The organism is Exiguobacterium sp. UBA3491, assembly GCF_002377745.1.
Classification (GTDB): domain Bacteria; phylum Bacillota; class Bacilli; order Exiguobacteriales; family Exiguobacteriaceae; genus Exiguobacterium_A.
Genome location: NZ_DFQK01000021.1, coordinates 23,025 through 49,899 on the forward strand (window position 1 = coordinate 23,025; position 26,875 = coordinate 49,899).

Here is a 26,875-nt window from a genome sequence, read left to right on the forward strand (position 1 = left end):
GTGACATGGCAGAAACCTATGATGTATTCGACGAACTCTTACTCGGCATCGATGACGAGGACAACGAGAACAACGTCGTCGCGAATCAGGAAATCGGCAGTGAGATCCGTACCGCGACATGGGCGATGGATTGGCGGACGGGACGCTTCGGGGGCAAAGTCGACGGTGACATGGCGACGGTCCACCGCACAGCGAAATACATGGTGACGGCGCGCGGACAGGTCGAGGTCTATCCGAAGATCACGACGCTCGACGACATCGAGACCGACTTCTACGGCTCGTATCTCTACACGCTCGTCAACAAGGCGTTCCCGTCCGTCGAGGACATCGAGAACGAGATTCAAGCGTATTGTGAGATCGCGGTCGCGGAACTACCGGACGTCGAATCGATCACGGTCGGCAACGTCACCCTCGACGGCGACAAAGTATCGTTCAGCTTTTACATCACGCCGAATAACGGAACGACGGAAGAGGTGAGTATAGATGGCTACGGAATTTGATATTGATTTATCGCTCGTCACCCCGATGCGGGCAGCCGACGACATCCACGATGAGATGCTACAGGTCGTCAAAGAGAACGACGCCCAAGCAAGCGTTGAGGTCGGGGAACCGATTTGGGATGCGACCCGTCCTGCGGCAACGACAGCAGCGGCACTTTCGAACGACATCGGCTATGGCATCCGCGCCGCCATTCCGCAACTGTCCTACGGCGCGTATCTCGATGAACATGCGAAGGATGTCTTGACCGAAGGGCGTAAGCCTGGTGTCAAAGCAATCGTCCCCGTGAGGCTGACTGCGAACTATGCGGTGGCGGTGCCACAAGGGACGTTTTTATATACGGAAAGCGGACTCCAGTACGTACTCGATGCGGATGCGGTAATCGTCCCGCCGGAAGAACAACCCGATCCCGACTACTTGATTCCCGGCGAAGTCATGACGACAGCAACGGCGAGTGAGGTCGGGATTTTGTATAACCCGGTGCGCGGAGCGATCAATACGGTCGACGGCGACTTCCGCGACATCGTCACGGTGACGAACGAAGAAGCATCGACGCAAGGCGTGGACCAAGAGTCCGACGATGACTTGAAAGTCCGCATGCGTCTCGTCGCGCGGAACTTATCGGGTGCTGGCAATCTCGACGATTACGAAGCCTGGGCGCTTGAAGCGGTCGGGATCACACGGGCGAAGGTTTTCCGGGCAGATCCATCACCAGGTAGCGTCACGGTACTCGTCGCCTCGAAAGAAGGCATGCCGACGTTTGAGCAGGTCGCAGAAGCGCAGGCAAAGGTCAGCGCGAAGGGCGCCCTCATCGCGAATAACATTGTCCTTGCGCCGAACCCGCTCCCGATCTCGATCAGTGCCGACATCACGCTTGAGACGGGCGCTGTCTTCAATGACGTCGTGGTCGCGTTCGAACAGGCACTGCAAGACTACTTAGCCGCCCTCGCGTTCAGCGGGGAGGTCATCCGCTATGCGCAACTGTTCAACCTGTTGATTGACCAACCGGGCATGGTCGACGTCGAGAACCTGCTCGTCAATGGCGGAACGGCGAACATCACGCCAGGCGTCAAGGAGATCGCGACACTCGGGACGGTGGAGCTGACATGATGATCACACCACTGGCTCGGGAGATGCAACAGGAGTTCCTCGACATGAGCGCCGACTACTGGCGCGAACACCTCGACATGAACAGCATCTTTCTCGCAGGCGCCTACGCCCTCAGTCAGCAGCAGGAAACGATTGACCGCTACCTCTATTCGGAGCTGTTGATCGAGACGGCGACGGACTGGGGCTTGTCGCTCAAGGAAGACTTCTATGGACTACGAGATGGCATTGCTCGTTCCTTAGACGCACGACGGTCGCGCTTGCGGGCGAAGATGCGCGGCGGGAAGGCATTGACCATCGAAGACCTCGAGAAGCAAGCGAGCGTGTTCACAGGCGGTCTCGTCGACATCACGATCGATTACGACGCGTTCGTCTATACGGTCGAGTTCCGCGACACCTACGGGATTCCGGAACGGATCGAGGACGTCCAACAAGCACTCGCTCGTGATATCCCGGCCTACTACGCCATCGTCTACAAGTTCAAGTTCACGACGTACCACATCGTCAAGAACTACTTCGACGATTACGCGGAACTCAAAAACACGCATCTCACCTATAAGCAACTGCTCGTCCGTAAGCTCGACTACGACACGTACGACGAAGCAGAGGCACGCTACACGACGTATGACGCCCTAGAAGCAACTGGGCTGACCTACGAACAACTCACGCGTAAGGAGGACAAGACATGAGCCAAACGTCCAACTATAAATTCACGAAGCTCGACGACACGATGCCCGCCGACGTCGCGGGTGACCATAACCGACTGGCAGAGGAAATGGACGTCATCCTGACGGAGCAACTCGGGAAGACGGAGCAGAAGACGAACAAGAACAAAGCGCTGGGTTATGCAGGCTTGGATGACAAAGGAAAAGTCTTACCCGCCCAACTCCCTGCCTACAAGATCGGGGATAAGGAAGTCCTGATTTCGAATCTGCAAGACAACGACACGCTGAAGTACGACGCCTTAATCGAGAAGTGGCGTAACGTCCAATCGAGCATTGACCGGACACCACCCGGCAACGTTACGGGACTCGCTGCTGATACTTCGAGCGGTGCCGTCACCCTTAAATGGACGGACCCAACGGATGGTGACTGGTATGCGACACGTGTCGTCCGCAAGCTCTACAGCTACCCGACGAGTCCGAATGATGGGACGACGATCGTCACCTCGACGGTCAAGAACCAGTATAAGTCGAACGGGTACCTCGATAACGGGTTGACGAACGGTGCCGAGTACTTCTATCAAGTGTTCCCGATGGATACGTCCGGCAACACGAACGACAATACGGCGAACCGTGTCAAGGCGACCCCGCAAGCCGTCCTCTCGTTCGGTCTCTCGTGGAACAAGACGACCGGGCAAGTGACACGCTTAGGCGATGCCATGGGGCGCAACGTCTCGACGAACGAGGGGATCAAGACGAGTGACTTTTCAAGCGTCTTCCCATGGGCTGGCATGCGCCGCTGTAACCTCGCGACGAACGGCACGGTGACGTCTTATCAAGGCGATCCGACGTTCGCCCACGACGGGACGAAAGGGAACGTCATGGTCGAGATTCCAAAATTCTGGTTCAAGAAAACGCAAACGGCGGACGGTTATGAGTTCTGGATCGCGAACGGTCCGGCAGCCGGATTCACGATTCACCCCGCCTTTTACCGCGATCGGGGCACAGGGAAAGCAGAGGAAGTCGAAAAACGATACGTCGGCGCGTTCCTCGGCTCGACGGTCGGAAGTAAGCTGTTCAGTTATTCCAATGTAGTCGCGGCGAACTACACCGACATCGGGACGTTCCGGGAGATGGCGCAATCCCATGGTCCAGGATGGGGCATCGAAGACTTCCACCTCGTCAGCGCGATTCAGTTGCTGTACCTGGTCGAGTTCGCGAACTTCAACTCACAGTCGGCGATCGGCGTCGGGGATACCCGGAACTCCTACAGCGAAAGTAATATCTTGACGGTCGGTGCGACGGCCATCTACGGCAATAACACGTACGGGAAGACGGTGGCAGACCGCAATGTCCGGGCGGATACGGTCGTCAGTTATCGCGGCATCGAGGACGTATTCGGCGCCATGAGCCGCTATGTCGACGGCATCTTCATCACGACAGGCAACGCCTACCTCATCGGCAATCGCGCGTTCAACAACACCGGGCAAGGCTACACGACGACGATTCAGACGACGTTCGACGGCAGTGACGTCACGGGACAGATCTCGGACATCTTTGCGGACGGATCCGCCGGATTCTTACCGAAGACACTCGAAGGGACATCCAATTCCGGACTATACGACTGGGCGACCTATGCCGGTAGTTCGAACGTCCATACGGGCGGCGATAGCTCGGAAGACTACGCGGCAGGCATCTTCCGTATGAACACGGCGACGACTTGGTACAGCGTCGGGAAATACCCACGGGTCAGCGCGCGTCTCGCCTACTAAGAAAGGAAGTGTGTAGATGAAAGTCAGAGCCATGACAGCACCGGAACCGGTTTGGATTCGGTTCATTAGCGATACGGGCGAGGCGTTCGTGCGTCTCCGCCAGAACGTCTGCCTGAAGGCGGATGACGAGGAACATCTTGAATGGACGTATTACGAGTGGGACGAGGTCGAGATCCGTCTCGTCGACCGCGACAATCTGCTCGGGTACGTGCAAGAGAACTTCGACGAGCTGTTCGCCTACGGGCTCGCAGAAGAGAACAAACCGAAGCCGAAGACGGCGAAGGAATTACGCGACGAGCAAATCAAGGCGCTTAAGGATGAGAACCTGATGCTGCTCGACATGCTCGTAACGCTATACGAAATGAACGGAGTGGTGTGAATGGAAGAGTTGAACGCCTTCGAAGTGAAATTGATTGATGCGTATGTGAAGCTGATTCACGCCAACATGCGGACGCTTGAGAGCGTACCGGAAAAACTACGTCCGTATGTAGCGGAACGATTGGAGGCGGCGTGATGGGGACGAGTAATTATAATTTACCGTTAATCACAGGAACGACGAGTGCAAAAGTACCACGTGATTTTAATGCTTTATCTCAATCGGTAGATGACGTATTAAAGACTTTTGATGTTGCTCAACAACTGTTGAACACAACTGTTTTAAACATTAAAACGACTCAGGATTACACCTTGCCGAAAACGATCAGTAAATTTATGAATACCTTAAAAAAACCGAAAATCGGCATCATGGGTGATAGTTTGGCGGAACCAGCAGGAACAGGAATCGCTTGGACGCATCTCTTGTTTGATAGCACTTATCGAGCGCAAGGATTTTATCTTGGAGATGTCTTCGGGGATGCAAATACGCCCACGATTGCAGAAATTGATAACTATGCAGTCGGTGGTCAGACATCGCATTATGGGATGGCATACATTGCACCAGAAAAGAAAGTGCTTCGCTCTGGCTTATATAACAACCAAAACATCGATGGTGACGCTCTATACCTACCGCCCATCATTCAACGAAAATATGATTTAATGATCATTTCATACGGTACGAACGGTGGCGAACATTCCGACGCTTTCCTAGAAATCTTGATTCGCCAGTTGCGTCTTGCTGGAACAGAAATCATGTTACTAACTTCTAATCCACGGTCGGATAACCCGAACTTCGGATTCGGGGACAACTACAAAAAACTAGCAAAATCGTATTCGAGTGCCGTCGCCGACACACAAGCCTATTTCAAAGCGGCAGTCGCTTCTGGTGTCTCAATCACAACGTTATTAGCTGATACTGTCCACTCGGCGGCAGAAGGTCACAAGCTCTATGCAAAAGCGATTTCAGACACGTTGGAAATTAATAAAGACCATTACGAAAAAGGAAAATATCCTTCTAGTTTTATCTCCGATCGTCGGGTTAAGACACCGACCATCACAGGTGAGGTAAGTGGCATCGTGTTCCCATCAGCACCATTCGTACAGTTTATTCCGACGAATACGACGGGTACGGGGGCGAACGCCAACCAAACGAACAATATCAAGTCCCCGATCAACGGGCGGTATGATGACGTAACGACAAAGATGACAAAACTTGATGTCGGACAATATGCCGATTATACGAGTACGCAATTCCGGGGCGCCGGTTTGATTTTTTACAATGCGACAAACGCAACGGTGGAACTTTCATCGCAAGACGGAACGGCTGTTTTTGAAACCATTAACATCAGCGCAGGGTCAAACCGTGCAGAATATCGACATGTCAATCTATCTACAATGGGAGCTGACGACTTTCAAAACCGGACGGTGCGTGTCAAGTGTACATCAGGAACGGCTTACATCGTCGGCATGGTGTTTTATTCCGTCGGGCATAAACAACAAAAGACACTAGTGAAGACGGGGACATGGAGCACAGCGACGTATTACAACGTATTCAGTCATTACACGAACACGGCGAATGATTCAATGGAGTTCGAAATCGAGGGGAATGGTTTTAGTGTAGACATCTTCAACTCCAACGCCGCTGGCATCATCGATTTGTACGTGGATGGATTAAAGACGAACACGATTGACTTGTACACGACACTCGACGACAACATTTATCAGTTACGCAAATATGGACTAGCTTACGGGAAACACAAAGTGAAAATCGTGTTGACAGGATCAACGAATCCAAGCGCAATTGCGCCCACTGGAGCGAAGCAACGACTAACCATTTTCGATACTGTTTCAACTGTTTATGGAGAGGACTTCGATATTACAAAACATTTATAACGCCTCTGGCGTTTTTCTTTTGCCCGCGGGAGCGGTATCGCTCCCTTCATCATGAACCGACATCCAGACACAGATTAAACACAGTAGGGGGTCATCGCTTGGAAGGAGCCGACAACATGGATTCCATCATCCAGACCGTGCAGAACCACGGGGAACGTATTGCGTTGCTCGAACAATCGGACGAAAAGATGCGCATCGACATTACATCGATCAACGACAAGCTCAGTGCCGTCGAACGATCACAGCTTGAAATCAAATCCACGCTCCACGACGTCTCCCGCGAGACACGCTCGGTCATCCGAGATTCGCAGGAAATGACGCGTGGGCTTTTTAAATCGCAGGAAACGGCAATCGCCCAGTTCGCCACCGCGTTCGAGAATGAACGGAATCGGCAACACGACCAACAAAAATTGACCGTCGAGGTGAAGGACAAGCGCAGTGAGCGGGTTTGGGCAGCGTTCGGCAAATGGTCACTCATCATCGTCCCGACACTCGGCGGTATCGCAACGATACTCGGCATCTTCTATAAATAAGGAGGCTACACTATGGCTTATAAAATCGTACAGAGCTGGTTACCCGCATCGAAGTATTCCCTCAAGGCACCATACGCCCTGAAGCCGAAATACATCACGATCCACAACACGTGGAACGATGCGGCGGCAGAGAACGAAGTAAATTACATGAAGTCGAACAACAATCCTGTTTCATTCCATGTCGCGATTGATGACAAGGAAGTCGTCGAAGCAATCCCGTTCAACCGGAACGCCTGGCACGCAGGCGACGGACAAGGGCAAGGCAACCGCGCGTCCATCGGCATCGAAATCTGCTACTCGAAGAGTGGCGGGGCACGTTACAAGGCAGCGGAGGCGAACGCCATCGAGTATACGGCACAAGCGTTGATTCAGCTCGGACTCGGCGAAAATGACGTCCGGTTCCACAAGGAATGGTCCGGCAAGAACTGCCCGCACCGTATCTTGGACGAGAAGCGCGGGGACGCGTTCAAGGCGGCAATCAAGAAGCGCTACAACGAGCTCAAGAAGGGCGACAAGGAGCCAGCAAAGGCAGAAGCTACACCGAAGCCGAAGCCTGCACCAGAGAAGCCGAAAGCGGACGACATGTACCGCGTGAAGATCGACGGGAAACAAGTCGGGGCGTATGCGTCAGACAAGAACGTCCTCGAGCAAGTCGAGAAGGCACTCAAGGGTGACAAAAAGAAAATCGAGGTGGAACGCGTATGATGAACGTATTGATTCTCGCAACCGTGATCGCACCGGTCACGATGGGCGTCATCGAAGTCTTCAAGCAGGCATTCAACCTGAAGAAGAACTTCTTGCCCTTACTTGGCATCGTCGTCGGTCTCGCCATCGGCTTTCTTGCTGCGCCAATCAGCGACATCGATCTCTATCTCCGTCTCTGGGCAGGCGCACTGTCCGGCTTGTCCGCGTCCGGCTTATACGAGCTGACAAGCAAACGTGACGGCACAACTAAAGCATAATCCAACGCCTACCCTCACGGGTGGGCTTTTTTTCATGCGCAAAAAGAGCGCCCGTTAGGACACTCCCAGTCGCATCTTCAGTTGTTCCGTGACGCGTTCCCGCTTCGCCTGGCTCTCGCTGACGTCGAGTTCCATCAACGTCTCCGTCTGGCGGACGATGTCGACCTGCAAGCCTTGCGTCAGGCGTTCGATCGCGGCGAGGATCTCAGGTGCCTCTCCAGCCAGCGCGATCTGCGTCTTGTTCACGAGCAAAACTTTCATGTGCTCCTCCTTGTGTGAAACAGTCCGGCGGTCAATGCTTATTTATACCCCGCGTGGGTATGAAGCAAACGAATCCGCGTGCAGTTTCTTCTATAGAAGGTGTGCAGGTTTTGCGATCTGCACAGACATCTGCACAGTTTGTTTTGAAACGGGGTCGATTCCATGCCGTGAACGGGCATTGGAAGGACGTCTTTTCAAGTGCATACCAGTAGGGAAACCACCCGCTGTATTTCTTAATGTAACAAAAAGAACTAAAACAAATCTATTTACTTTTAGTAAGTGTTAAGATATAGTCTGTTTATCAAGTTACTTAAAGTAACTTAAAAACATTAGGTAAAAGGAGAAGAGAGAAATGATGGATACAGGACTTTTAATCATTCGTTTAATCATCGGTTTAACATTTGCTGCACACGGTACACAAAAATTATTTGGTTGGTTTGGTGGACACGGCATCGCTGGAACAGGCGGTTGGTTCGAATCAATTGGCATGAAGCCAGGAAAAGCACTCGCGATTACAGCGGGTCTTGCTGAATTAATCGGTGGATTATTGTTTGCAGGCGGGGTATTCCTCTGGATCGCTGCAATCCTCATCATCGGTTCGATGCTTGTCGCGATCGTTAAAGTACACGGTGCGAATGGTTACTGGGTGACGCAGAACGGGTACGAATACAACATGGCATTGATCGTTATCGCCCTTGGAGTGGCGATGATCGGTGCTGGAGACTATTCACTCGCTGCACTCATCGGGTGAGGAAAAAGGTGGGTCATTCATGAAGTTCGAGGCATCAACGCTTAGCGCAAAAGACAATTATAAATTACTGATCGGAAGCATCATTCCGCGTCCGATTGCCTTCGTGACGACGCTAGGGGAAGACGGGACGGTCAACGCCGCCCCCTTTTCCTTCTTTACGGTCGCATCAAGTAGTCCGCCACAACTGGTGATTGCCGTACAACGGACGGATCAGGGACAAAAGGATACGGCACGTAATATCCTAGCAAAACAAAGCTATGTCATCCATATCGTCAGCGAAGAAATCGTCGACGCTGTCAATGAGACGGCTGCGCCACTCGCTTACGGTGAAAGTGAACTCGAACGGACGGATTTAACGCTCGTCGATAGCGATGCAATCGACGTGCCCGGAATCGCGGAAGCGAAAATCCGGTTCGAGATGCGCTTAACACAACATGTCGAGCTAGAAGGTGCCGATCTTTTGATCGGGGAAGTACTGCGCTATCACGTCGCGGATGAACTCGTCGAGTCGTTCCGGATCGATGCGGCAGGATTGAAGGCTGTCGCTCGCTTAGCAGGAAATGATTATGCGACGATCGGGAAGACGTTTACGATTGCTCGACCGACAAAATGATAGAAGTGTGAATGCTTGATTCAGTGTACGATCCATGTTGACGACGAACGTTTCGATTTAAATAAAAAGGAGTGGTGAGACCGGTCTAGCTACCGGAATCTCCACTCCTTTTTTCATATCGCGTATCTAGTTCATCGATCGGACTTCAAGGTTGTGGATCGATTTCGTTTGAAGAACCTTCGAGTCCGTGACGTTTACTATACTGATAACCATCGAGCAAATAAAAAATGATTGCCAGCGCCCAAACCCCGACACAACTGATCAAAAAGGCAGTCAAGGGAGTGACGCTACCATAATAGGATATGATCAATGGATCATTGAGTTCGACGAACAGTTGTGTCGTTAGAAGCGTACAACATAGTCCAGAGAGTAGACTGACGAGAAGACCGCTCCATGTCTGGATGACAAGTCCGATCATGCAAGAAATCAGAAGGAACAAAGGAAGAGCAGCATTAAAGGCATCCGGGCGGATGAAGGCGGACACGTAGTCCGCATACATCGGAACGAAATAAAGAATACCGGATAACAGTCCTTGAATCAGGTTGATGAAAAAGCTTTTCGTTCGCATCAGTGTTGGTTCTCCCATCGTTCCATCAATTCAAGTAGATCGACATCGATCTGGTCTCGTTCCGCAGATAACGCTGTCGCTTTTGGAATATCATTAAAAACTTCCGGTTCGCAAAGCAACTGTTCGATTTCCGCTGAACGCTGTTCGAGCCGTTCAATATCTTGTTCGAGTTGTTCGATTTGCTGACGGCGTTTTTTTTCTTCTTTCTGTGCTTCTTTGTCGATCGTCTTCGATGCCGTGACTTTTGCCGCTTTTGCCTCTTCGGCTTCAAGGCGAGCGATTTCTTCTTGTTCAGCCTTCTTCTCTGTGTAGTACGAATAATCGCCGAGGTATTCTGTCACACCAGCTTCACTCATCTCGATGACGCGTGTCGCGATCCGATCGATGAAGTACCGGTCATGGGAAACGAAGAGTAGCGTACCTTCATAGTCGACGAGAGCGTTCTCAAGGACCATCTTCGAATCCAGATCCAAGTGGTTCGTTGGCTCGTCAAGGATGAGGACGTTAGTCTTCCGGAGTTTCAGTTTTGCGAGCGCGAGACGTCCGCGTTCGCCACCGGACAATTCATGGACAATCTTGAAGACATCGTCGCCGCTGAACAGGAATTGTCCGAGCACAGAACGGACTTCTTGTTCGCGCATCAGTGGCCATTCGTTCCAAATCTCATCGATGACACGATTCCGGTCATTGAGTTCTGCTTGCTCTTGATCGTAATACCCGATCGAGACGCCGGTGCCAAAACGGAAATCACCGAAGAGAGGACGTAAACGACCGACGAGGACTTTTAAGAGCGTCGACTTCCCGATTCCGTTCGGTCCGACGAGTGCCAGTGATTCGCCGCGTTGCAAGCGGAACGTGATGTCTTTTGAGACAGCTTCTTCGTAACCGATTGCCAATTGATTGACTTGAAGAACGTCATTCCCGCTCTGTTTTTCGATTGGGAAGGAGAGGACCGTACTGCGTTCATCTCCATCTGGTCGGTCGAGCCGGTCGACCTTCTCGAGCCGTTTTCGAACGCTTTGAGCACGCTTTGTCGTTGTCGCCCGAGCGATGTTTCGTTGAATGAAATCCTGCATCTTCGCGATTTCTTCTTGCTGCTGTTCGAACTGTTTCATTTCTTGATCGTACAATGCCGCTTTTTGCTCGAGGTACTTCGTATAGTTCCCAGTGAACTTACGACAGACATTACGAGAGAGCTCATAGACGACATTGACGACTTGATCGAGGAAGTACCGATCGTGCGAGACGATCAGAACGGCACCACGATAACCACCGAGGTAACTTTCAAGCCAAGCGAGCGTATCGATATCCAGATGGTTCGTCGGTTCATCGAGAATGAGAAGCTCTGGTGCTTGCAGGAGCATCTTCGCTAAGGCGAGCCGTGTCCGTTGACCTCCGGACAATGTCTGGATCCGGCGTGAGTAATCGTCTGGATAAAAGCGCATGCCGTGCAGGACGGAGCGAATATTCGCTTCGAACTGATAACCACCTGCTTCTGAGAAGTCATGTTGTGCTTGATCGTACGTCTTCAGAAGTCGATCGTAAGCGACCGGGTCGTTCAAGATGTGCTCCATGCCCATCTCGATTTCCATCCGGCGCAGTGTCCGTTCTTGTTCTTGCAGATGTTCAAAGACGGTCAGCATCTCGTTCCAGATCGTCTCATTCGATTCGAGACCACTGTCTTGCGCGAGATAGCCGATTTTGACATCTTTACCTTTCATGATATCGCCCGAGTCATGACTGAGTTCACCAGCGATGATTTTGAGCAAGGTTGATTTACCGGCACCATTTCGACCGACGAGCGCAATTCGGTCGCGCTCTTGTACTTCCAATTTGATATTTTCTAAAATCGGCTCGACGCCGAATGATTTCGAGAGTTGGTTGACTTGTAAGAGTATCATTTCCATCCATCCTTCCACCCTTTAGTCTATCACGAACAAAAGCGCGAGGTCCTGCGGAATATATTATTTGTGACTCTATGTGAAGTGGTTTACAATCAAGGAGAGTAGAAAGCTTTTTGCAAAGATTTGGGTGCCACGATGGATGTGGCCGAAGGGGGAACTGCAGGATGAATGGATCAGACACAAAAATTCCACAAGCGACAGCAAAACGGTTGCCGCTATATTATCGCTTCATCCAAAGTTTATACAATTCAGGCAAGCTCCGCGTCTCTTCTGCTGAGTTAAGCGAGGCGGTGAAGGTTGATTCAGCAACGATTCGTCGCGATTTTTCCTACTTTGGGGCACTAGGGAAGAAGGGGTATGGATATAACGTTCAACATCTCTTAACGTTTTTCCGGAAAACCTTGAATCAAGATGAGGTGACGAATGTTGCCTTGATTGGGGTCGGTCATCTCGGAACAGCGTTTGCAAATTATAACTTTTTAAAGAATAATAGTACTCGGATAGTCGTTGCGTTTGATGCGGACGAAGAGAAGGTCGGAACAACGACGCATGACGTTCCAATCTATCATGTTTCGGACATGAAAGAACAAATCGAAGCGAATCAGGTCGATGTCGCCATCTTGACGGTTCCATCCCAGTTCGCACAGTCAGTAGCGGATGAGTTAGTCGAGTATGGTGTGACAGGCATTCTGAACTTTACGCCTGCACGGTTGAACGTGCCAGCGAGCGTTCGGGTTCATCACATCGATTTATCGATCGAGTTGCAGTCGTTAGTTTATTTCATGAAGCATTATTCGCAATCAGCTGAAGGAGTGAAATCATAATGGAAAACCTTATCCCGCTCACGTTAGGTATCGGACCTGCGAGTATCGGATTAATTGCTGTCGTCGCGTTGATCATCTTCGGACCGAAGAAGTTGCCGGAATTCGGTCGTGCTGCCGGTCAAACATTGAAAGAGTTCAAGAATGCCACGAACGGCATCATGGACGACGATAAAAAGGACGAACCGAAAGAGAAGTGATTGAATCATGACGGTTGATCAAGAACAAAGCATGACGTCGCACCTAGACGAACTGCGTAAGCGGATTGTCTGGTCGCTCCTCATCGTCGTCGTCCTGTTCGCTGTCGCATTTCCGCTCGTTCGACCGCTCGTCCGTTTTCTGCAAGCGGACTTAAAAGAGCTCGGTATCGGATTAAATGCCTTCAACGTCGCCGATCCTTTAATGTTGTATTTGAATCTTGCGTTCATCATCGCGCTGATTTTAGCGTCACCGTTCTGGATGTATCAACTGTGGGCATTCGTCCGACCAGGGCTTTATGAAAAGGAACAAAAAGCAACACTGACGTATATTCCAGTCATCTTCTTTCTATTTTTGGCTGGTGTAGCCTTCTCGTATTTCTGGTTGCTTCCCTTCTTGCTCGAAGTCTCAACGGATCTCGGGAAAGAATTGGGGATCGAGCAAGTCATCGGGGTCGAAAACTACTTCAGTTTCTTGATCCGGTTGACGATGCCGTTTGGTCTTCTCTTCCAATTGCCGGTCGTGACGATGTTCCTGACACGCCTTGGTCTTGTGACGCCATATTTCATGCGAAAGAATCGAAAATATGCGTATTTCGCGCTGTTCGTCGTTGCGGCATTGATCGCACCGCCGGACGTGACGTCACACTTGATGATCTCAGTGCCGTTGTTCGTTCTCTATGAAATCAGTATCTTGATTTCCGCGCGGACGTATAAAAAGGTCTTGATCCTCGAGCAACAGGCAGAGCTTGAACGACAGGCGGATTTGATGCGTGAATTGAATAAATGAATCGTGAATTCCTTCCAGCCATTTCGGGAGGAATTCTTTTTTATGAAAGCGTTATGTTTATATTGATAAAGCAGTTAGCGATGCGTATACTAAAGATAATTCATGGGGGCTTAGCTCAGCTGGGAGAGCGTTTGGCTGGCAGCCAAAAGGTCGTCGGTTCGATCCCGATAGTCTCCACCAAGTTCATACGTTCAACTCCTCGAGTGCTCGAGGAGTTTTTTTATGTTCCCAGTTAAATTCCTTCCAAATATAAAATGTCACCAAAAAGAAAAAAATTAAAAAAATAGACAAATATAAATTGTTTATTTCCATTAACTTCATTAAACTAAAAATACAGAATTTTCGTTAAACTGTTTTATTAGTATTACTACTATGGTTTTACAGAAAAGGGGAAACGAACGCATGAAGAAGAAGATTGCACTTATGGCAGCCGTCTTAATGACGTCTTCCAATCTAGTCAGTGCGCAAGGTGCACTGTCCTCGCAAGACAAAGCGACGGGTCAAAAACCGCAGGCGCTCTCACTGAAGAAATCGGGACAAGAAAAGAACTACAAACAATCGGATAAAGTCCGAGTCGTCATCGAGATGGAACAAAAACCGGCGATTCAAATCGCCCAATCTCAAAACAAGCGGTATAGCACATTGAGCAATGCCGAAAAGGAATCGATCAAGGATCGACTCGTCAGCGTCCAAAAATCAGTCAAGTCAGCTATCGCTAAAAAGGCGATTCCTGTTACATATAAAGAAAGCTTCACAACCGTCATCAATGGATTCAGTGGTGAAGTGAAGTTCGGTGACATCGAAGATATCAAACAACTCGAAGGAGTCAAAAGTGTACATATCGCGCACGAATATGCGCGCCCAACCGTCGATAAAGGTGCCAAGCCAGACATGCTGTACAGCAAGGACATGGTCAATGCGAAGGAAACGTGGCAGGACTATGGCTTTAAAGGGGAAGGAACCGTCGTCGCGGTCATCGATACGGGGATTGATCCATCGCACAAAGACATGGTCTTGAGTCCAGAGACAAAGGTGGATTTAACCTCTTCGAAGGTCGATAGTGCGAAAGAAACAAAAGGTTTAAAAGGAAAGTATTTCACGGAAAAAGTACCGTACGGCTATAACTATGCCGATCACGACAGCGAAATCCGTGACTTAGGTGCGGGGGCATCGATGCACGGGATGCACGTCGCAGGTACGGTCGGAGCAAACGGCGATGAAGCAAACGGTGGTATCAAAGGGGTCGCGCCGGAAACACAGCTCCTCGCGATGAAAGTCTTCGGAAACGATCCAGGAATGCCATCGACATTCAGCGATATCTACATTAAAGCGATCGATGATGCGATTGCACTCGGAGCCGATGTCATCAACATGAGTCTCGGTTCGACGGCATCGTTCGTCAATTCAGATGCTCCAGAACAACGCGCAATCGTCAACGCGATGAACAACGGTATCTTGTGTGCGATCTCTGCTGGTAACTCGGCGTTTGCAGGTCATGGTGCGGGTAATCCATATACAGCAAACCCGGATATCGGTGTCGTTGGTGCACCAGGATTGACGAGCCAGGCGCTCCAAGTCGCGTCACTCGAAAATACGAAATTGACGCTTGAAGGCATGGCGCTGACGATCGACGGTCAGGATGCCGGTTATTTGGCATACCAAAAACAAGATTCGCCGAATCCGATTGCCGTCTTCGATAAAGAGAAGAAGGATGTCGTGTATGTCGGTGACGGTCAAGCTTCGAACTATGAAGGTAAAGACGTCAAAGGGAAAGTCGTCTTCGTCGTGCGTAACGGTGGTTTCAACTACGGTATGATCCAAGCAGAAGCTGAGAAGCAAGGGGCAGCAGGTGTCATCGTCCGCGGTCGAGTCGATCACGGGGATTACGTCAGCATGGCGCTCAACAATCCGACGATTCCACTCGTCACGCTTAGCATCGCGGACGGGAATGATCTCGAAGCAAAAGCAAAAGAAGGCAAGGCAATCGCAGTGACATTTGACGGAAAAGCGGTCTCAACCGATAACCCGGTCGCAGGACAAATGTCTGACTTCACGTCATGGGGTGTCACGCCAAGCCTTGACTTCAAGCCAGAAATCACGGCACCAGGTGGGAAAATCTATTCGACGCTTAATGATAACGAGTATGGCGTCATGAGCGGTACATCGATGGCAGCATCACACGTCGCTGGTGGAACAGCACTCGTCATGCAACGGATTGCGAAGGACTTCAAAGTCACTGGTGCAACACGCGTTAAACTCGCCAAAAACATCTTGATGAATACATCGCGTCCGCAACTCGATCAAGGAAAATACAACGCAGAACTGAAAACAGGCAACTTCTACTCCCCACGTCGTGAGGGAGCTGGACTGATGGATCTTCGTGCTGCGATGAAGACACCAGTCGTCATCACAGAGACAAAGTCAGGTGAAGGCAAGGCATCCTTGAAGGAAGTCGGCGAGAAGTTCACATTCACGCTTGATTTAAAAAACTACAGCAATGAAAAAGTAACGTATAAGCTAGCGGGAACGGTTCAATCAGATCTCGGTGCACAAGGATCGAACTTCCTTGAAGCAAATGGAATCTTCAAAAAAGGAACGATTGGTACGGTAGATGCCAACATAGGCACATACCCGATCTCATTTGCAGTCGGCTCGAAGAAAGCGAGTTCAGTCTCGATTAATCCGAAGAGCTCAACGAAAGTCAGCGTGTCAGTCGATTTGAAGAACACGACTGACTGGGCGAACGAGCTTCCGCTTGAACAAGTCTTTAAAAACGGCTACTTCGTCGAAGGATTCGTCCGTCTGATCGATACGAAGAGCAAAAATCCAGAACTGACAGTTCCTTATGTTGGATTCAAAGGAAAATGGGATCAAGCTCCGATTTTAGATGCACCATTGTACGATAAAAACAACACGTTCTACGGATTGACAGGTCTAGCGACTGAAGTGAAGGACGATTTCGAATTCCTTGGTACGAATGCCGCTGGAAAAGTTGTCGCGAACAAAGTCTCGTTCTCACCGAACAACGACGGTAGCGCAGATGAAGCTTTCCCGATCATCTCATTCCTTCGAAATGCGAAAAAAGTCGAGTATTCGATTCTTGACCGGAATAAAACAACACTTCAGAAGCTCGATATGCAAACGGACGTCGTCAAGAACTACTATGACAGCGGTTCAGAGGACGGCTACACACCAGTCACAAGCGCTGCTTGGGACGGAACGATCAACGGGAAACCGGTCAAAGATGGTCTTTACTACTACAAAGTCAAATCGGTGATCGATTATCCGAACGCAAAATGGCAGACGAATCTCTTCCCAGTCTATGTCGATACGAAAAAACCAGCAGCGACTGTGAAATGGAATACTGCGAAATCAACGCTTTCATGGACAGCAGGCGACCAAGGAACAGGAGTTGCGTCATACGATATCCTCGTCAATGGCAAGAGTGTCTTAAAGCAACCACTTGCCGCAACAGAAAAAGCGTACACGTTGACGGATCTGCCGGAGCGCGCGAAGATTGCCTTCGTCGTCAAAGACTATGCTGGAAACAGTGTGAAAAAAGACGTCAACACGACAGGCGTTGATAAAGCCGTACCAAATGTTCAAATCGATACACCGGTCGCTCTTGGTCTTGCAACATCAAAAGTCATCAACATCGCGGGTCATGTCTCTGATGAGTCAGGTATCAAATCGTTCAAGATCAACGGAAAAACTGTTAAACTGCGTTTCGATGCAGCCCAACAAAACTATGCGTTCAGCCATGACGTGACGTACACGACGGATGGCGTCAAGTCATTCAAGGTCGAAGCGTACGATGGAAAAGGGAATCGTGTGGCGTTCAACCGTCAAGTCATCATCGACACAGAATTACCAACGATTCGTGTCACAGCACCAAAAACCGTCTCAAGTAAAACAAAAACAGCTGAGATGAAGATCGTACTTCGCGATAACTACAGCGAATTACGCTTCGACTTCAATGGTAGCGCGGAATACCGCCGGACGTTCAAAGAACCGTACGTCATGAAAGCCTTCAAAAAGACGATCACGAAAAAAGTGACGCTCAAAAAAGGAAAAAACACGTACAACTTGAAACTGAAGGATCTGGGTGGACACGTCGTTACGAAAACAGTCGTCATCACGAAAAAATAAGGTAACAATGAACAAGCCAGGCGGAAATCCGTCTGGCTTTTCGTTGTGTATCGAAGCGCCATGAAGGGTTTATGAGACGAGTAGAGCGGGAAATTTAAGAGCAGAAACAATTAGAGGGGGAACAACCATGAATCCGTTTACGACATTAATCGCCTTCATCGTGGGGTGTCTCGTCTTATATCTCGGTATCCGTGACAAAAACGGCTGGCTGATCGGTGTCGCATTGATACCGCTCGCGATCGTTGCCTATAGTGTCATCTATCTGATCATCCAGGTCAGTGCATAGTCTCTAATGAAAGATGTCTTGTCCGAAGCGACAAGACATCTTTTTTTCAAAAAATCATACTAGATATGAAACCGATGCAGTAAAATGTAAGTATATGACAGTATAAAGAGGTGGGAGATCATGGAACACGTACATACACAAACGAAAGCATTAGCGACGTTATACGAAGAGATGCACCAAAAGACACAGACCGGCATGTGGGTCATGCTTGCGGCATTCTTAGCGCTCAGTAACACACTCGAGAAACCAATCTACGCGATGATCGTCCCGTTATTGTATTTTGGCTACGACATGTTCGTACAACGCAAGCGGTTCGCGCTTGTTGCGGAATATACATCAGAGACTTCTGCAAGACGGCTTTATCACGTGCATGTGTTGATCGGGATCTTACAATACGGAGCACTCGCTGGTCTGATCGTTTGGGCAGTCGATCGCCCGAATACATCTTTCTTGATCGGTCTCGTCATCGTCGTCATTCCGTTCTACTGGATCTGCCGAAAAACGTTAGAGTTCGTCTCACGAAAGATCGATCCAACATATGTGACGGAAAAAGAAATTCATCAAGCTCGCTAAAGGAGAAGGTACTATGCAAACGGCTCGTGAAGAACGCCTACAAAAACTTGCCCTCGCGTATCGGGATGTCGAATGGCTCGGCACACGCTGGTATTGGAACGTGTTTCTATTCATAACAGTCGGTGTTTTGATTGAGTGGACGGATCTCCCGATTTTGATTTTGACGATTCCAGCCGTTTTTCTCGGATCCGATTTTCGCTACCAACTAAAAAAACGAAAAATTTTAGACGGCTATCTCTCAAACGCACAGGTTCGTCGGCAATTTTTACTTCGTACCGGCAGTCACGTCCTGCTGTATGCCGTATTGACGATCGTCATCATTCAGACGATCGATAGACCATTTTGGCAGATGTTTGTTGCGATATTTGCGATTTTAACACCACTCTATTTCATCAGTGAATGGATCATCCGACGTGATGGAAAGCGTGATCCAGATTATATCAGTGACGTTGAAGTTGCCCGCTTCGTCAGACAGAAAGGAACATCACAATGGAACACCTATTCGAGCGACAAGCACGTCTGAACCTATTGGTACGTCCTGTGCGTTCCGTCGCCTATTTCTTTTTGGTCCCTGGATTGATTTTTGCGGTACCTGCTTGGTTTATGCCGACAATTACATCCGTCTTTCTTCAGATCATGCTCTTTTGTCTTTGCGCGACAGCAGTCTCTCGAGAAATTGTCCGTCTACGGCTCATGAAGTCATATTTAACACCAACTATGTATCAACAAACCGTTCAAAAGGTCGCTCGTCTGACAATCATCGGGTATGTCGTGGCATGGCTGATCGCCGTCGTCATGCTGTCGATTCCAAGTGCTCCTGGTTATTTATTCGTCGTCTTCCTCTTTTGGATTGGTGGGTTTAGTCTTGGTATCACTCGACTGAATCGGTTAGCCAAACAAATCGATCCAGCCTACGTCTCGATGGGGGAAATCGAACGTGCGTGGTGGAAACGGTAAAGCAAAAAATCCGCATCAATCAGCGAAAGTGAACTGCTCCCTGTCAAGTAGACAGGACAAATAATAAAAATCCTTTAAACGGCTTGCGCTCTGTATTCTAATGGAGCCAAGCCGTTTAATCGTTGTTGATCTCGTTCATCTCTTCGATGATTTTCATGTTCTCCGTCTCACGAGTCTGTGGTATACCAATCCGGCGTAACCACTTGTAGTAGGCAGCGCGCGAGCCTCCAGCGAGGTGACACAGGGCGATGATCGGGTAACCAAATTGCTCTACCGATGATTGAATGGCTTCATATTTATCTTGAAGACGAATTTGACTTAACGTGACCTCCTCTCGATCTCCTCTAACTTTTTTAAGAAATCGTTCTCCATGCGTAGACGCTCATTTTCTTTCTCGAGTCGTTTCAGATCCAACGCCAAACGGTCTGTATCCGTCAATTCTTCTACTGGCTTCTGACGTCCGCGACGGTCCATCAGTGCGTCGATTCCGTCCTTCTCGAACTTTCTTACCCAGCTATAAATTTGTTGGTACGAGACCCGATGGGTCTTCATGATGCTTTGATAGTCTTTTCTGTTCTGTATACAGTCCATGACTGCCTGGACACGCTCTTCGAATGTAGTGGTTCTACCTTTAGTCATAGTGGATCGCTCCTTCAATGGTTTCCCTTGAGTACTATGACTAGTATACCCCTCTATCCACTTCGCAAGTAGGCTTCTATCCGAGATATCAAACCGTGCCGTAGCGCTAATAAGCGATTCCTTTTGGTCGAGTACTGCACGTATAGCCTTCATCTTCAGTTCTTCCGGATAACGCGTCCACTCTGTTCGATTACGAAGTGCCATGGAGCCGCCCGTACGATATTTTGTCCTCCATCTATTTAAGGTGGTGACTGAAAGCTCGAAGAGCGAGGCAATCGATTTGATCGAGTCGATTCGGTCTTCACACATCTTAATAATTCGTAGTTTTTCATCTGACGAAAACTTAGATTTAGTCATAGAAAAAGCTCCCTTCAAAAAGTAGACAGTTTTTGTTATTTCAACTGTCTACTTTTTGGGGAGCATATCAGATTTTTGATTATTTCTTCAACAAGAGATAGATAAAATAAGGTGCTCCGATCAAGGCGACGACGATCCCAGCTGGCACGCCGTCCGGTCCCGCAATGTTGCGTCCGATCGTATCAGCGAACGCAAGCAACCATCCGCCGAGCAAGAGGGCAATCGGCAAGAAGAACTGATGCCGTGGTCCAACGAGCGCGCGGGCGATATGTGGCGCCATCAGACCGATGAAGGAAATCCCACCCGTGACGGAGACGGCAGCAGCGGCGAGTGCGACGGCTGTCAACAAGAGTTGGATCCGTTCTTTTTCAATCGCGACACCGACGCCGATTGCGACCGGTTCATTCAAGGCAAGCAGATTGAGCTTATTCGCCTTATAGAACGTCAGTGGAATCAAGACGAGTAACCACGGTAAGAGTGAGTAGACGAAGATCCAGTCCGTCCCCCAGATGTTACCAGCGAGCCACTTAGCGATGAAGTCGACCTTTTCACGACGCGTCGACGAAATCAGGATGACCATGATTCCGGAGAGCGCCATCGAGAAGCCAACACCAGTCAAAATCAAGCGAATCGGTTGCAGTCCTTGCACACGGTCGTATGAGAATAGATAAATCGCCGTCGCGGTCACGAGCGCACCGAGGAAGGCGGCAATCGGTAACAAGTAAATGAACGATCCGACATCGACCGGGAAATACAGGAAAAACAAGGCGACGGCGACACCAGCTCCGGTATTGATGCCGATGATACCAGGATCAGCGAGTTCATTGCGCGTGATCCCTTGGAGGATCGAACCGGATAAAGCGAGTGCCATTCCTGCCATGACGGTGATGAGCAGTCGTGGTAAGCGGAGCGAATAGAGGACGAACTCCTCTTTGAATGAGCCGTTTCCAAGTAACGTCGGCAACAAACGATCATAGGATAGGGAAGCAGGTCCGAGACCGATGCTGACGACGAGTGTTGCGATCAATAGTGCCAGTAACGTCCAAAACGTCAGTTGCTGGCGGCGACGTAAACGAGATTCCATCATGAGAAAGCACGCCCTCCTTTCCGAACGATCAAGAGGAAGAATGGTAGCCCGAGCATTGAGACGATCGCGATGACCGGCGTCTCATACGGTGCGTATAGTGTCCGACCGATCGTATCGGCAAGTAACATGAACGTCGCACCAAAGATCGCGGTCATCGGCAGAATGAACCGATAGTCCGTTCCGACGATCGCGCGGACGATATGTGGAATCATCAGCCCGATGAACGCCATGTTACCGACGAGTGCAACAGCAGCACCTGCAAGCAGAATGACGACAACATAAAGTACTGCTTTGATCCGCTGGATGTTTTGCCCGAGTCCGAGCGCGACTTCTTCCGATAGACTGAGAATCGTCAATTGTCGTGAGAAGATGAAGGCAATCACAATCCCGATCACGATGACCGGAGTGATGACTTGCAGTTGTCCCCATGTCGACCCGACGAGTCCACCGGACGTCCATTGTGAGACATCTTGAGCGATCTTGAAGTAGATGCCGATGCCTTCCGCAATCGCATACAGAAAGGCTGAGATCGCGGAACCGGCAAGGACAATCCGGAGTGGCGAAAAACCACCTTTTTTCGAAGCACCGATTCCAAAGACAAGTGCTGCCCCAAGTGCTGCACCGACGAAACACGCAATCATGATACCGAAGTACTCAATTTTCGGAAACAGGACGATGACGAGTGCAAGTGCTGCGTTCGCACCCGCCGTCAGACCAAGTAGACCAGGATCGGCGAGGGGATTGCGTGTCATCGCCTGCATGATGGCACCAGAGACACCGAGTGCCGCTCCGACGAGGATTGCTGCTAATTCCCGTGGCAGGCGGATTTCCTGGACAATTTTTGCTTTTTCATTCAACGGTCCGAACGTCAAGGCGTTCCAGACTTCGCGGATCGTCGTATCGGCAGCGCCGAACGTCATCGCGATCCAGAACATCCCGAAAAAGAGGACAAGACCGAGTGTGATTTTTATGCCGAACGGAATTCGACCAGCTGACATGAATGTCGCCTCCATTTCTGATTCAGGGAGTGAGCCGCAAAAAAAGGAAGGGATCCCGCAGGTTCCCTCCCTTATTTATTATGCACCAAGGAAACTTTTCTTGAAGAACTCGAGTTGACGTTCGAGTGTGAGAGGATCATTGAAGTAGAATTCCTTCGAATCGACTTCGAAGACATGATCGTTTTTGACGGCTGGAATGTTTTTAAACGTATCCGTTTTCGTGAATGAGTTGTCCGCTTCTGCGCTCTTGCTGAAGACGAGGTAGTCGCCTGCATATTCAGGGAGGACTTCTGGTGACAACGCATAGTAACCATCTTTTAATGCCATCTTCGTGACTTTATCCGGCATTTTTAATTTCATTTCTTGATAGAGAATCTCTGTTCCACGACCCCAGTTGTTGCCGAAGACGTAGAGTTGTTTATCGAAACTTTCGATGACAGAAACAGTAGCATCTTCACCGATTTTTGCTTTGATGTCTTTACCGGCAGCAGCGGCACGTGTTTTGAAGTCTTTGACCCAATCGCGTGCTTCCTGTTCTTTGTTGAGCAATTTACCGATTTCGATATGTTGCGTCAAGTAGTCGACTTTTCCGTATGTGTACGTGACCGTCGGAGCGATTTTTTTGATTTTGTCGAGGTTTTTCGTTGTCGAGTAGCCGATGATCAAGTCAGGATCGAGTTCGATGATTTTTTCAACGTTCTCTTCCGAAACTTCCGTGACATCTTTTAGTTTATCGAACTTCGGATTCGCTTTTGACCACGAATCAACACCAACGACAGGAACGCCGAGTGCCATGACGTTGCCGGCAAAACCAGCGAGGACCACGACTCGTTTTGGATGAGCTGGAACTTTAATGTTTCCATTTTCTGATTTATATGTGATCGTTTCGTTTTTCGAACCAGATGCTGCGTCGTCTTTTTTCTCTGTATTGCCACACGCTGCGATGACGAGCGTGAGAATGAGTAGAACCGGTACAAGTAGTTTCTTCATGATTTAATCTCCCTTGATTAAGTTGTAGGTGATACACATCGGCTTGTTCGTCCGCGGATCGCGTCCGATTTCAGCATCGATATGGAATACTTCTTGTAAGACATCTTTTGCGATGACTTCCTCACACGTTCCGGCTTTGACGACTTCGCCGTTTTTCATGGCGATGATATAGTCGGCGAAGCGTGCCGCTTGATTCAAGTCATGCAGGACCATGACGATCGTCCGTCCTTCGGTCCGGTTGAGATATTCGAGCAGTTCGAGCACCTCGAGTTGGTGGGCGAGATCAAGATAAGTCGTCGGTTCATCGAGAAAGATGATATCTGTCTCTTGAGCGAGTGCCATCGCAATCCAGACCCGTTGACGTTGACCACCGGACAGCGCATCGACTGGACGATGTTTGAACGCCATCGTGTCCGTTGCTTCGAGTGCCCAATCGATGATTTCATAGTCGTGTTTCGTCAAGCGTCCGAATCCTTTTTGATAAGGAAAACGACCGTATGAGACGAGCTCTGCGACCGTCAGACCACTTGCACTTTCCGGAGTTTGTGGCAGGATAGCCATCTTCCGAGCAAGCAGCTTCGTGCTTTCCTTCGCGATATCAAGACCATCGAGCAACGCACGTCCCGATTGATGGGGAATGATCCGTGTCATCGCTTTCAGCAAAGTTGATTTGCCGCATCCGTTCGCCCCAATGATCGTTGTGATTTGACGATCGGGAATTTGGACGGACAAATCTTTGACGATGGGACGATCACCGTAGCCGATATTGATTTCTTCTGTTGCTAGACGTACCATACGCGACGACTCCTTCGTTGTTCTCTCCGTTTCAATGATAATGATTATCACTATCGTCTCATTAACCATACCAGTCCTATAAAAACGCTGTCAACATTTTTTCTTGTGTTCAAGAGATGTTCACGTTATCATGAGGGAGTGAGAATGATAATCAATCGTAATCAAAGACGAGGAGTGAGTGAGATGAGGGAACAGGAGTTGTTCGACGTAACGATCATCGGCGGAGGACCTGCAGGGTTATATTCGACGTTCTATAGTGGTCTTCGGGGCATGAAGACGAAATTGATCGAGTATCAAGCAGAACTCGGAGGAAAATTGCACGTTTATCCGGAAAAGATGATCTGGGACGTCGGCGGACAGCCACCGATCACTGGTGAAAAACTCATGGCTCAACTCGTCGAACAAGGACTGACATTTCAACCGACCGTTCAATTGAATGAAAAGATCATCTCGATCGCAAAAGACGTCTTCGGCAACTTCGTCTTAGAAGCAGAATCGGGTCGGATCCATTATTCGAAGACGGTCATCGTCGCGGTAGGCGGCGGCATCCTCAATCCACAAAAATTAAAAGTCGAAGGTGCAGAACGCTTTGAAGTGTCGAACTTGAACTATACGGTCAAATCGATTGAACGCTTTAAAGGAAAGACCGTCATCGTCTCAGGTGGTGGAAACTCGGCGATCGACTGGGCGAACGAGCTCGAACCGGTCGCAAAAAAAGTCTACGTCACGTATCGCCGGGATTGTTTCTCGGGGCACGAGGCGCAAGTCGACCAGCTCGTCAAAAGTTCTGCTGTCTGTCTCCTTAATACGACGATTCACAAGCTGATCGCAAGTCCTGATCATCAACGGATCGCATCGGTCGAATTGATCGACTGTCAAACAGAGGAAATCGTTGAGATTCCAATTGATGAAGTCATCATCAATCACGGCTACGAGCAGGACGCGGCACTGCTTGACGCCTGTGATCTCGATATCGCACGGGTCGATGACTTCTATATCGCGGGGAACGCGGCGAGCGAGTCGAGTGTACCGGGACTATATGCTGCCGGAGATATTCTTTCACACGACGGGAAGGTCCATTTGATCTCAGGTGCCTTTCAAGATGCGGCGAATGCCGTCAACCGGGCAAAACGCTTCATTGAGCCGGAAGCGCCAAAAGTGGCGATGGTCTCGTCACATAACGAAGTCTTTAAAAAACGCAATCGTGCGTTGATTGAGGAACGCGTCAATCAACAATCTTGAATAATGTTTAAACGTCCAAAATGCTTGGAAACAAGCGGATTTTGGACGTTTTTTTGTATGAATTTCATTTTTGTGCTATAACAGAACGATTTGACAACGTACTGTATTTAGGACAAAATTCTACTTATGTTCCACTACATGTAGGATACAAGTAAGACGGATGTAATAAGGAGGAAGGGTATGACAACTACGAAACGTAAGCCAATTGGCCTTGCCTGGCAAATTTTAATCGGCTTGATTCTCGGGATCACAGTCGGTGGTGTATTTTATGGGAATCCCCATGTCGCGGAGTGGCTTAAGCCAATCGGTGATATCTTTATCCGGATGATGAAAATGATCGTCGTTCCGATCGTCTTTACGACGATCGTTCTCGGTGTCTCATCGGTCGGTAGTCCGAAAAGTCTCGGACGTCTCGGCGTCAAGACACTCGGTTACTTCACGATCGTAACGATGATCGCGATTTTCACGGGGCTGTTCGCAGCCAATCTCGTTGAACCGGGTGCTGGTATTAACATGTCGACACTTGATAAAACGGACATCTCGACGTATGTCGAAACGGAAGAGACGACACAAGATGCAGGACTCGTCGACAAAATCGTCAACATCGTCCCGACGAACATCTTGGACGCGATGGTCCGCGGTGATATGCTTGCCATCATTTTCTTCTCGGTCTTATTCGGACTCGGTGTCGGTTTTGCAGGAGAGAAGGGTCAACCGGTCGTTCGTTTCTTTGAAGGCGTCGCAGCAGCGATGTTCAATCTCGTTAACATCGTCATGAAATTCGCGCCGATCGGTGTCTTCGCCTTGATCGGTGTCACGGTCTCGACGTTCGGGATTGAATCGCTCGGTTCATTGTTTAAACTGATTGCGACGTTATACGTCACAGCGCTTCTCTTCATGGTGATCGTCTTCGGTGCGATCATGAAATGGGTCGGGATTCGCGTTTCTGATTTCACACGTATCTTCAAAGACGAGTTATTGCTGACGTATTCGACGGCATCGTCTGAAACGGTACTGCCACGGATCATGGAAAAACTCGAGAAGATGGGTGTTCCGAAATCAATTGTTAGCTTCGTCGTACCGACGGGTTATTCG

The 26,875-nt window shown here is 49.5% G+C and carries 30 protein-coding genes, 1 tRNA gene and 1 pseudogene; 23 read left to right on the forward strand and 9 right to left on the reverse strand.

Going from position 1 to position 26,875, the window contains the following annotated elements:
• Positions 1 to 5 precede the first annotated feature (5 nt).
• The 10 genes from B4F99_RS07035 (at position 6) to B4F99_RS07080 (ending at position 7,802) form a co-directional block, all read left to right on the forward strand.
• Positions 6 to 500, forward strand: a complete 495-nt coding sequence (locus B4F99_RS07035; RefSeq protein ID WP_290756269.1) for a hypothetical protein — start codon at positions 6 to 8, stop codon at positions 498 to 500.
• Positions 484 to 1,608 (forward strand): baseplate J/gp47 family protein, encoded by a 1,125-nt coding sequence (locus B4F99_RS07040; RefSeq protein WP_290756271.1) that lies wholly within the window; start codon positions 484 to 486, stop codon positions 1,606 to 1,608. The genes B4F99_RS07035 and B4F99_RS07040 overlap by 17 nt, the downstream gene beginning before the upstream one ends.
• Positions 1,608 to 2,294, forward strand: a complete 687-nt coding sequence (locus tag B4F99_RS07045; protein ID WP_290756273.1) for a putative phage tail protein — start codon at positions 1,608 to 1,610, stop codon at positions 2,292 to 2,294. Before B4F99_RS07040 ends, B4F99_RS07045 begins: the two co-directional genes overlap by 1 nt.
• Positions 2,291 to 4,039, forward strand: coding sequence for a hypothetical protein (locus B4F99_RS07050; RefSeq protein ID WP_290756275.1), 1,749 nt, complete (start codon positions 2,291 to 2,293; stop codon positions 4,037 to 4,039). The genes B4F99_RS07045 and B4F99_RS07050 overlap by 4 nt, the downstream gene beginning before the upstream one ends.
• Positions 4,040 to 4,055: 16 nt before the next feature.
• Positions 4,056 to 4,418 (forward strand): hypothetical protein, encoded by a 363-nt coding sequence (locus B4F99_RS07055; protein WP_290756277.1) that lies wholly within the window; start codon positions 4,056 to 4,058, stop codon positions 4,416 to 4,418.
• The gene (locus tag B4F99_RS07060; protein ID WP_290756279.1) at positions 4,419 to 4,553 is read left to right on the forward strand and encodes a CD1375 family protein; all 135 of its coding nucleotides are present in this window, start codon (positions 4,419 to 4,421) and stop codon (positions 4,551 to 4,553) included.
• Entirely contained in the window at positions 4,553 to 6,307 is a 1,755-nt protein-coding gene (locus B4F99_RS07065) for an SGNH/GDSL hydrolase family protein (protein WP_290756281.1), read from the forward strand. The genes B4F99_RS07060 and B4F99_RS07065 overlap by 1 nt, the downstream gene beginning before the upstream one ends.
• 116 nt (positions 6,308 to 6,423) lie before the next feature.
• Complete coding sequence (locus B4F99_RS07070; RefSeq protein WP_290756283.1) at positions 6,424 to 6,840, forward strand: hypothetical protein; 417 nt, start codon at positions 6,424 to 6,426, stop codon at positions 6,838 to 6,840.
• Positions 6,841 to 6,852: 12 nt separating this feature from the next.
• Positions 6,853 to 7,545: a peptidoglycan recognition protein family protein gene (locus B4F99_RS07075; RefSeq protein ID WP_290756285.1), complete on the forward strand. Its 693-nt coding sequence runs from the start codon at positions 6,853 to 6,855 to the stop codon at positions 7,543 to 7,545.
• Positions 7,542 to 7,802, forward strand: coding sequence for a holin (locus B4F99_RS07080; protein ID WP_290756287.1), 261 nt, complete (start codon positions 7,542 to 7,544; stop codon positions 7,800 to 7,802). Before B4F99_RS07075 ends, B4F99_RS07080 begins: the two co-directional genes overlap by 4 nt.
• A gap of 54 nt (positions 7,803 to 7,856) precedes the next feature.
• Here B4F99_RS07080 and B4F99_RS07085 read toward each other — a convergent pair whose 3' ends face one another.
• Positions 7,857 to 8,063 carry a hypothetical protein gene (locus B4F99_RS07085; RefSeq protein WP_290756289.1) on the reverse strand — a complete coding sequence of 69 codons (207 nt, stop codon included), beginning with the start codon at positions 8,061 to 8,063 and terminating at the stop codon, positions 7,857 to 7,859.
• A 352-nt stretch (positions 8,064 to 8,415) separates the two neighbouring features.
• Between B4F99_RS07085 and B4F99_RS07090 the strand changes: the two genes are divergently transcribed.
• Both B4F99_RS07090 and B4F99_RS07095 read left to right on the forward strand, forming a co-directional pair.
• Positions 8,416 to 8,814: a DoxX family protein gene (locus B4F99_RS07090; protein WP_035410825.1), complete on the forward strand. Its 399-nt coding sequence runs from the start codon at positions 8,416 to 8,418 to the stop codon at positions 8,812 to 8,814.
• Between the two features lie 19 nt (positions 8,815 to 8,833).
• Positions 8,834 to 9,427: a flavin reductase family protein gene (locus B4F99_RS07095; RefSeq protein ID WP_035410823.1), complete on the forward strand. Its 594-nt coding sequence runs from the start codon at positions 8,834 to 8,836 to the stop codon at positions 9,425 to 9,427.
• Positions 9,428 to 9,572: 145 nt separating this feature from the next.
• Here the strand turns inward: B4F99_RS07095 and B4F99_RS07100 are convergent, their stop codons facing one another.
• Positions 9,573 to 9,995: a hypothetical protein gene (locus B4F99_RS07100; RefSeq protein WP_214852012.1), complete on the reverse strand. Its 423-nt coding sequence runs from the start codon at positions 9,993 to 9,995 to the stop codon at positions 9,573 to 9,575.
• On the reverse strand, positions 9,995 to 11,896 hold the full coding sequence (locus tag B4F99_RS07105) for an ATP-binding cassette domain-containing protein (protein WP_035410903.1): 1,902 nt from the start codon (positions 11,894 to 11,896) through the stop codon (positions 9,995 to 9,997). The genes B4F99_RS07100 and B4F99_RS07105 overlap by 1 nt, the downstream gene beginning before the upstream one ends.
• A gap of 167 nt (positions 11,897 to 12,063) precedes the next feature.
• Here B4F99_RS07105 and B4F99_RS07110 point away from each other — a divergent pair, with 167 nt between their 5' ends.
• From B4F99_RS07110 to B4F99_RS07150, 9 genes are all read left to right on the forward strand, one after another.
• Positions 12,064 to 12,723, forward strand: coding sequence for a redox-sensing transcriptional repressor Rex (locus B4F99_RS07110; protein WP_290756292.1), 660 nt, complete (start codon positions 12,064 to 12,066; stop codon positions 12,721 to 12,723).
• A complete protein-coding gene (locus B4F99_RS07115; protein WP_029342825.1) occupies positions 12,723 to 12,920 on the forward strand; it encodes a twin-arginine translocase TatA/TatE family subunit in 198 nt (65 codons plus the stop codon). Before B4F99_RS07110 ends, B4F99_RS07115 begins: the two co-directional genes overlap by 1 nt.
• A 7-nt stretch (positions 12,921 to 12,927) precedes the next feature.
• Positions 12,928 to 13,707: a twin-arginine translocase subunit TatC gene (gene tatC, locus B4F99_RS07120; RefSeq protein WP_035410816.1), complete on the forward strand. Its 780-nt coding sequence runs from the start codon at positions 12,928 to 12,930 to the stop codon at positions 13,705 to 13,707.
• Between the two features lie 104 nt (positions 13,708 to 13,811).
• A tRNA-Ala gene (locus B4F99_RS07125) sits at positions 13,812 to 13,887 on the forward strand.
• A gap of 222 nt (positions 13,888 to 14,109) precedes the next feature.
• Positions 14,110 to 17,856: a S8 family serine peptidase gene (locus B4F99_RS07130; RefSeq protein WP_290756294.1), complete on the forward strand. Its 3,747-nt coding sequence runs from the start codon at positions 14,110 to 14,112 to the stop codon at positions 17,854 to 17,856.
• A 127-nt stretch (positions 17,857 to 17,983) separates the two neighbouring features.
• Positions 17,984 to 18,142 carry a hypothetical protein gene (locus B4F99_RS07135; protein WP_034801002.1) on the forward strand — a complete coding sequence of 53 codons (159 nt, stop codon included), beginning with the start codon at positions 17,984 to 17,986 and terminating at the stop codon, positions 18,140 to 18,142.
• Between the two features lie 120 nt (positions 18,143 to 18,262).
• On the forward strand, positions 18,263 to 18,715 hold the full coding sequence (locus B4F99_RS07140) for a hypothetical protein (protein ID WP_214852019.1): 453 nt from the start codon (positions 18,263 to 18,265) through the stop codon (positions 18,713 to 18,715).
• Positions 18,716 to 18,728: 13 nt separating this feature from the next.
• On the forward strand, positions 18,729 to 19,238 hold the full coding sequence (locus B4F99_RS07145) for a hypothetical protein (protein WP_214852020.1): 510 nt from the start codon (positions 18,729 to 18,731) through the stop codon (positions 19,236 to 19,238).
• Entirely contained in the window at positions 19,205 to 19,672 is a 468-nt protein-coding gene (locus B4F99_RS07150) for a hypothetical protein (RefSeq protein ID WP_214852021.1), read from the forward strand. The genes B4F99_RS07145 and B4F99_RS07150 overlap by 34 nt, the downstream gene beginning before the upstream one ends.
• 318 nt (positions 19,673 to 19,990) lie before the next feature.
• On the opposite strand, the gene B4F99_RS07155 is transcribed toward B4F99_RS07150, so the two are convergent.
• From B4F99_RS07155 to B4F99_RS07180, 6 genes and pseudogenes are all read right to left on the reverse strand, one after another.
• Positions 19,991 to 20,311 carry a helix-turn-helix domain-containing protein gene (locus tag B4F99_RS07155; protein ID WP_251137774.1) on the reverse strand — a complete coding sequence of 107 codons (321 nt, stop codon included), beginning with the start codon at positions 20,309 to 20,311 and terminating at the stop codon, positions 19,991 to 19,993.
• Positions 20,312 to 20,557: 246 nt separating this feature from the next.
• Positions 20,558 to 20,668 (reverse strand): annotated as a pseudogene (locus tag B4F99_RS15470) (hypothetical protein); the annotation flags it as partial.
• 79 nt (positions 20,669 to 20,747) lie between these two features.
• A complete protein-coding gene (locus B4F99_RS07165; protein WP_290756854.1) occupies positions 20,748 to 21,752 on the reverse strand; it encodes a FecCD family ABC transporter permease in 1,005 nt (334 codons plus the stop codon).
• A complete protein-coding gene (locus B4F99_RS07170) occupies positions 21,752 to 22,753 on the reverse strand; it encodes a FecCD family ABC transporter permease (RefSeq protein ID WP_290756297.1) in 1,002 nt (333 codons plus the stop codon). Before B4F99_RS07170 ends, B4F99_RS07165 begins: the two co-directional genes overlap by 1 nt.
• Positions 22,754 to 22,831: 78 nt before the next feature.
• A complete protein-coding gene (locus tag B4F99_RS07175; protein WP_035410799.1) occupies positions 22,832 to 23,743 on the reverse strand; it encodes an iron-hydroxamate ABC transporter substrate-binding protein in 912 nt (303 codons plus the stop codon).
• 3 nt (positions 23,744 to 23,746) lie between these two features.
• Positions 23,747 to 24,538, reverse strand: coding sequence for an ABC transporter ATP-binding protein (locus B4F99_RS07180; protein WP_214852023.1), 792 nt, complete (start codon positions 24,536 to 24,538; stop codon positions 23,747 to 23,749).
• A 183-nt stretch (positions 24,539 to 24,721) separates the two neighbouring features.
• On the opposite strand from B4F99_RS07180, the gene B4F99_RS07185 reads away from it, so the two are divergent.
• Positions 24,722 to 25,780: an NAD(P)/FAD-dependent oxidoreductase gene (locus tag B4F99_RS07185; RefSeq protein WP_023469593.1), complete on the forward strand. Its 1,059-nt coding sequence runs from the start codon at positions 24,722 to 24,724 to the stop codon at positions 25,778 to 25,780.
• A gap of 180 nt (positions 25,781 to 25,960) precedes the next feature.
• The coding region (locus B4F99_RS07190) for a cation:dicarboxylate symporter family transporter (RefSeq protein WP_290756300.1) at positions 25,961 to 26,875 on the forward strand (915 nt) is incomplete at its 3' end.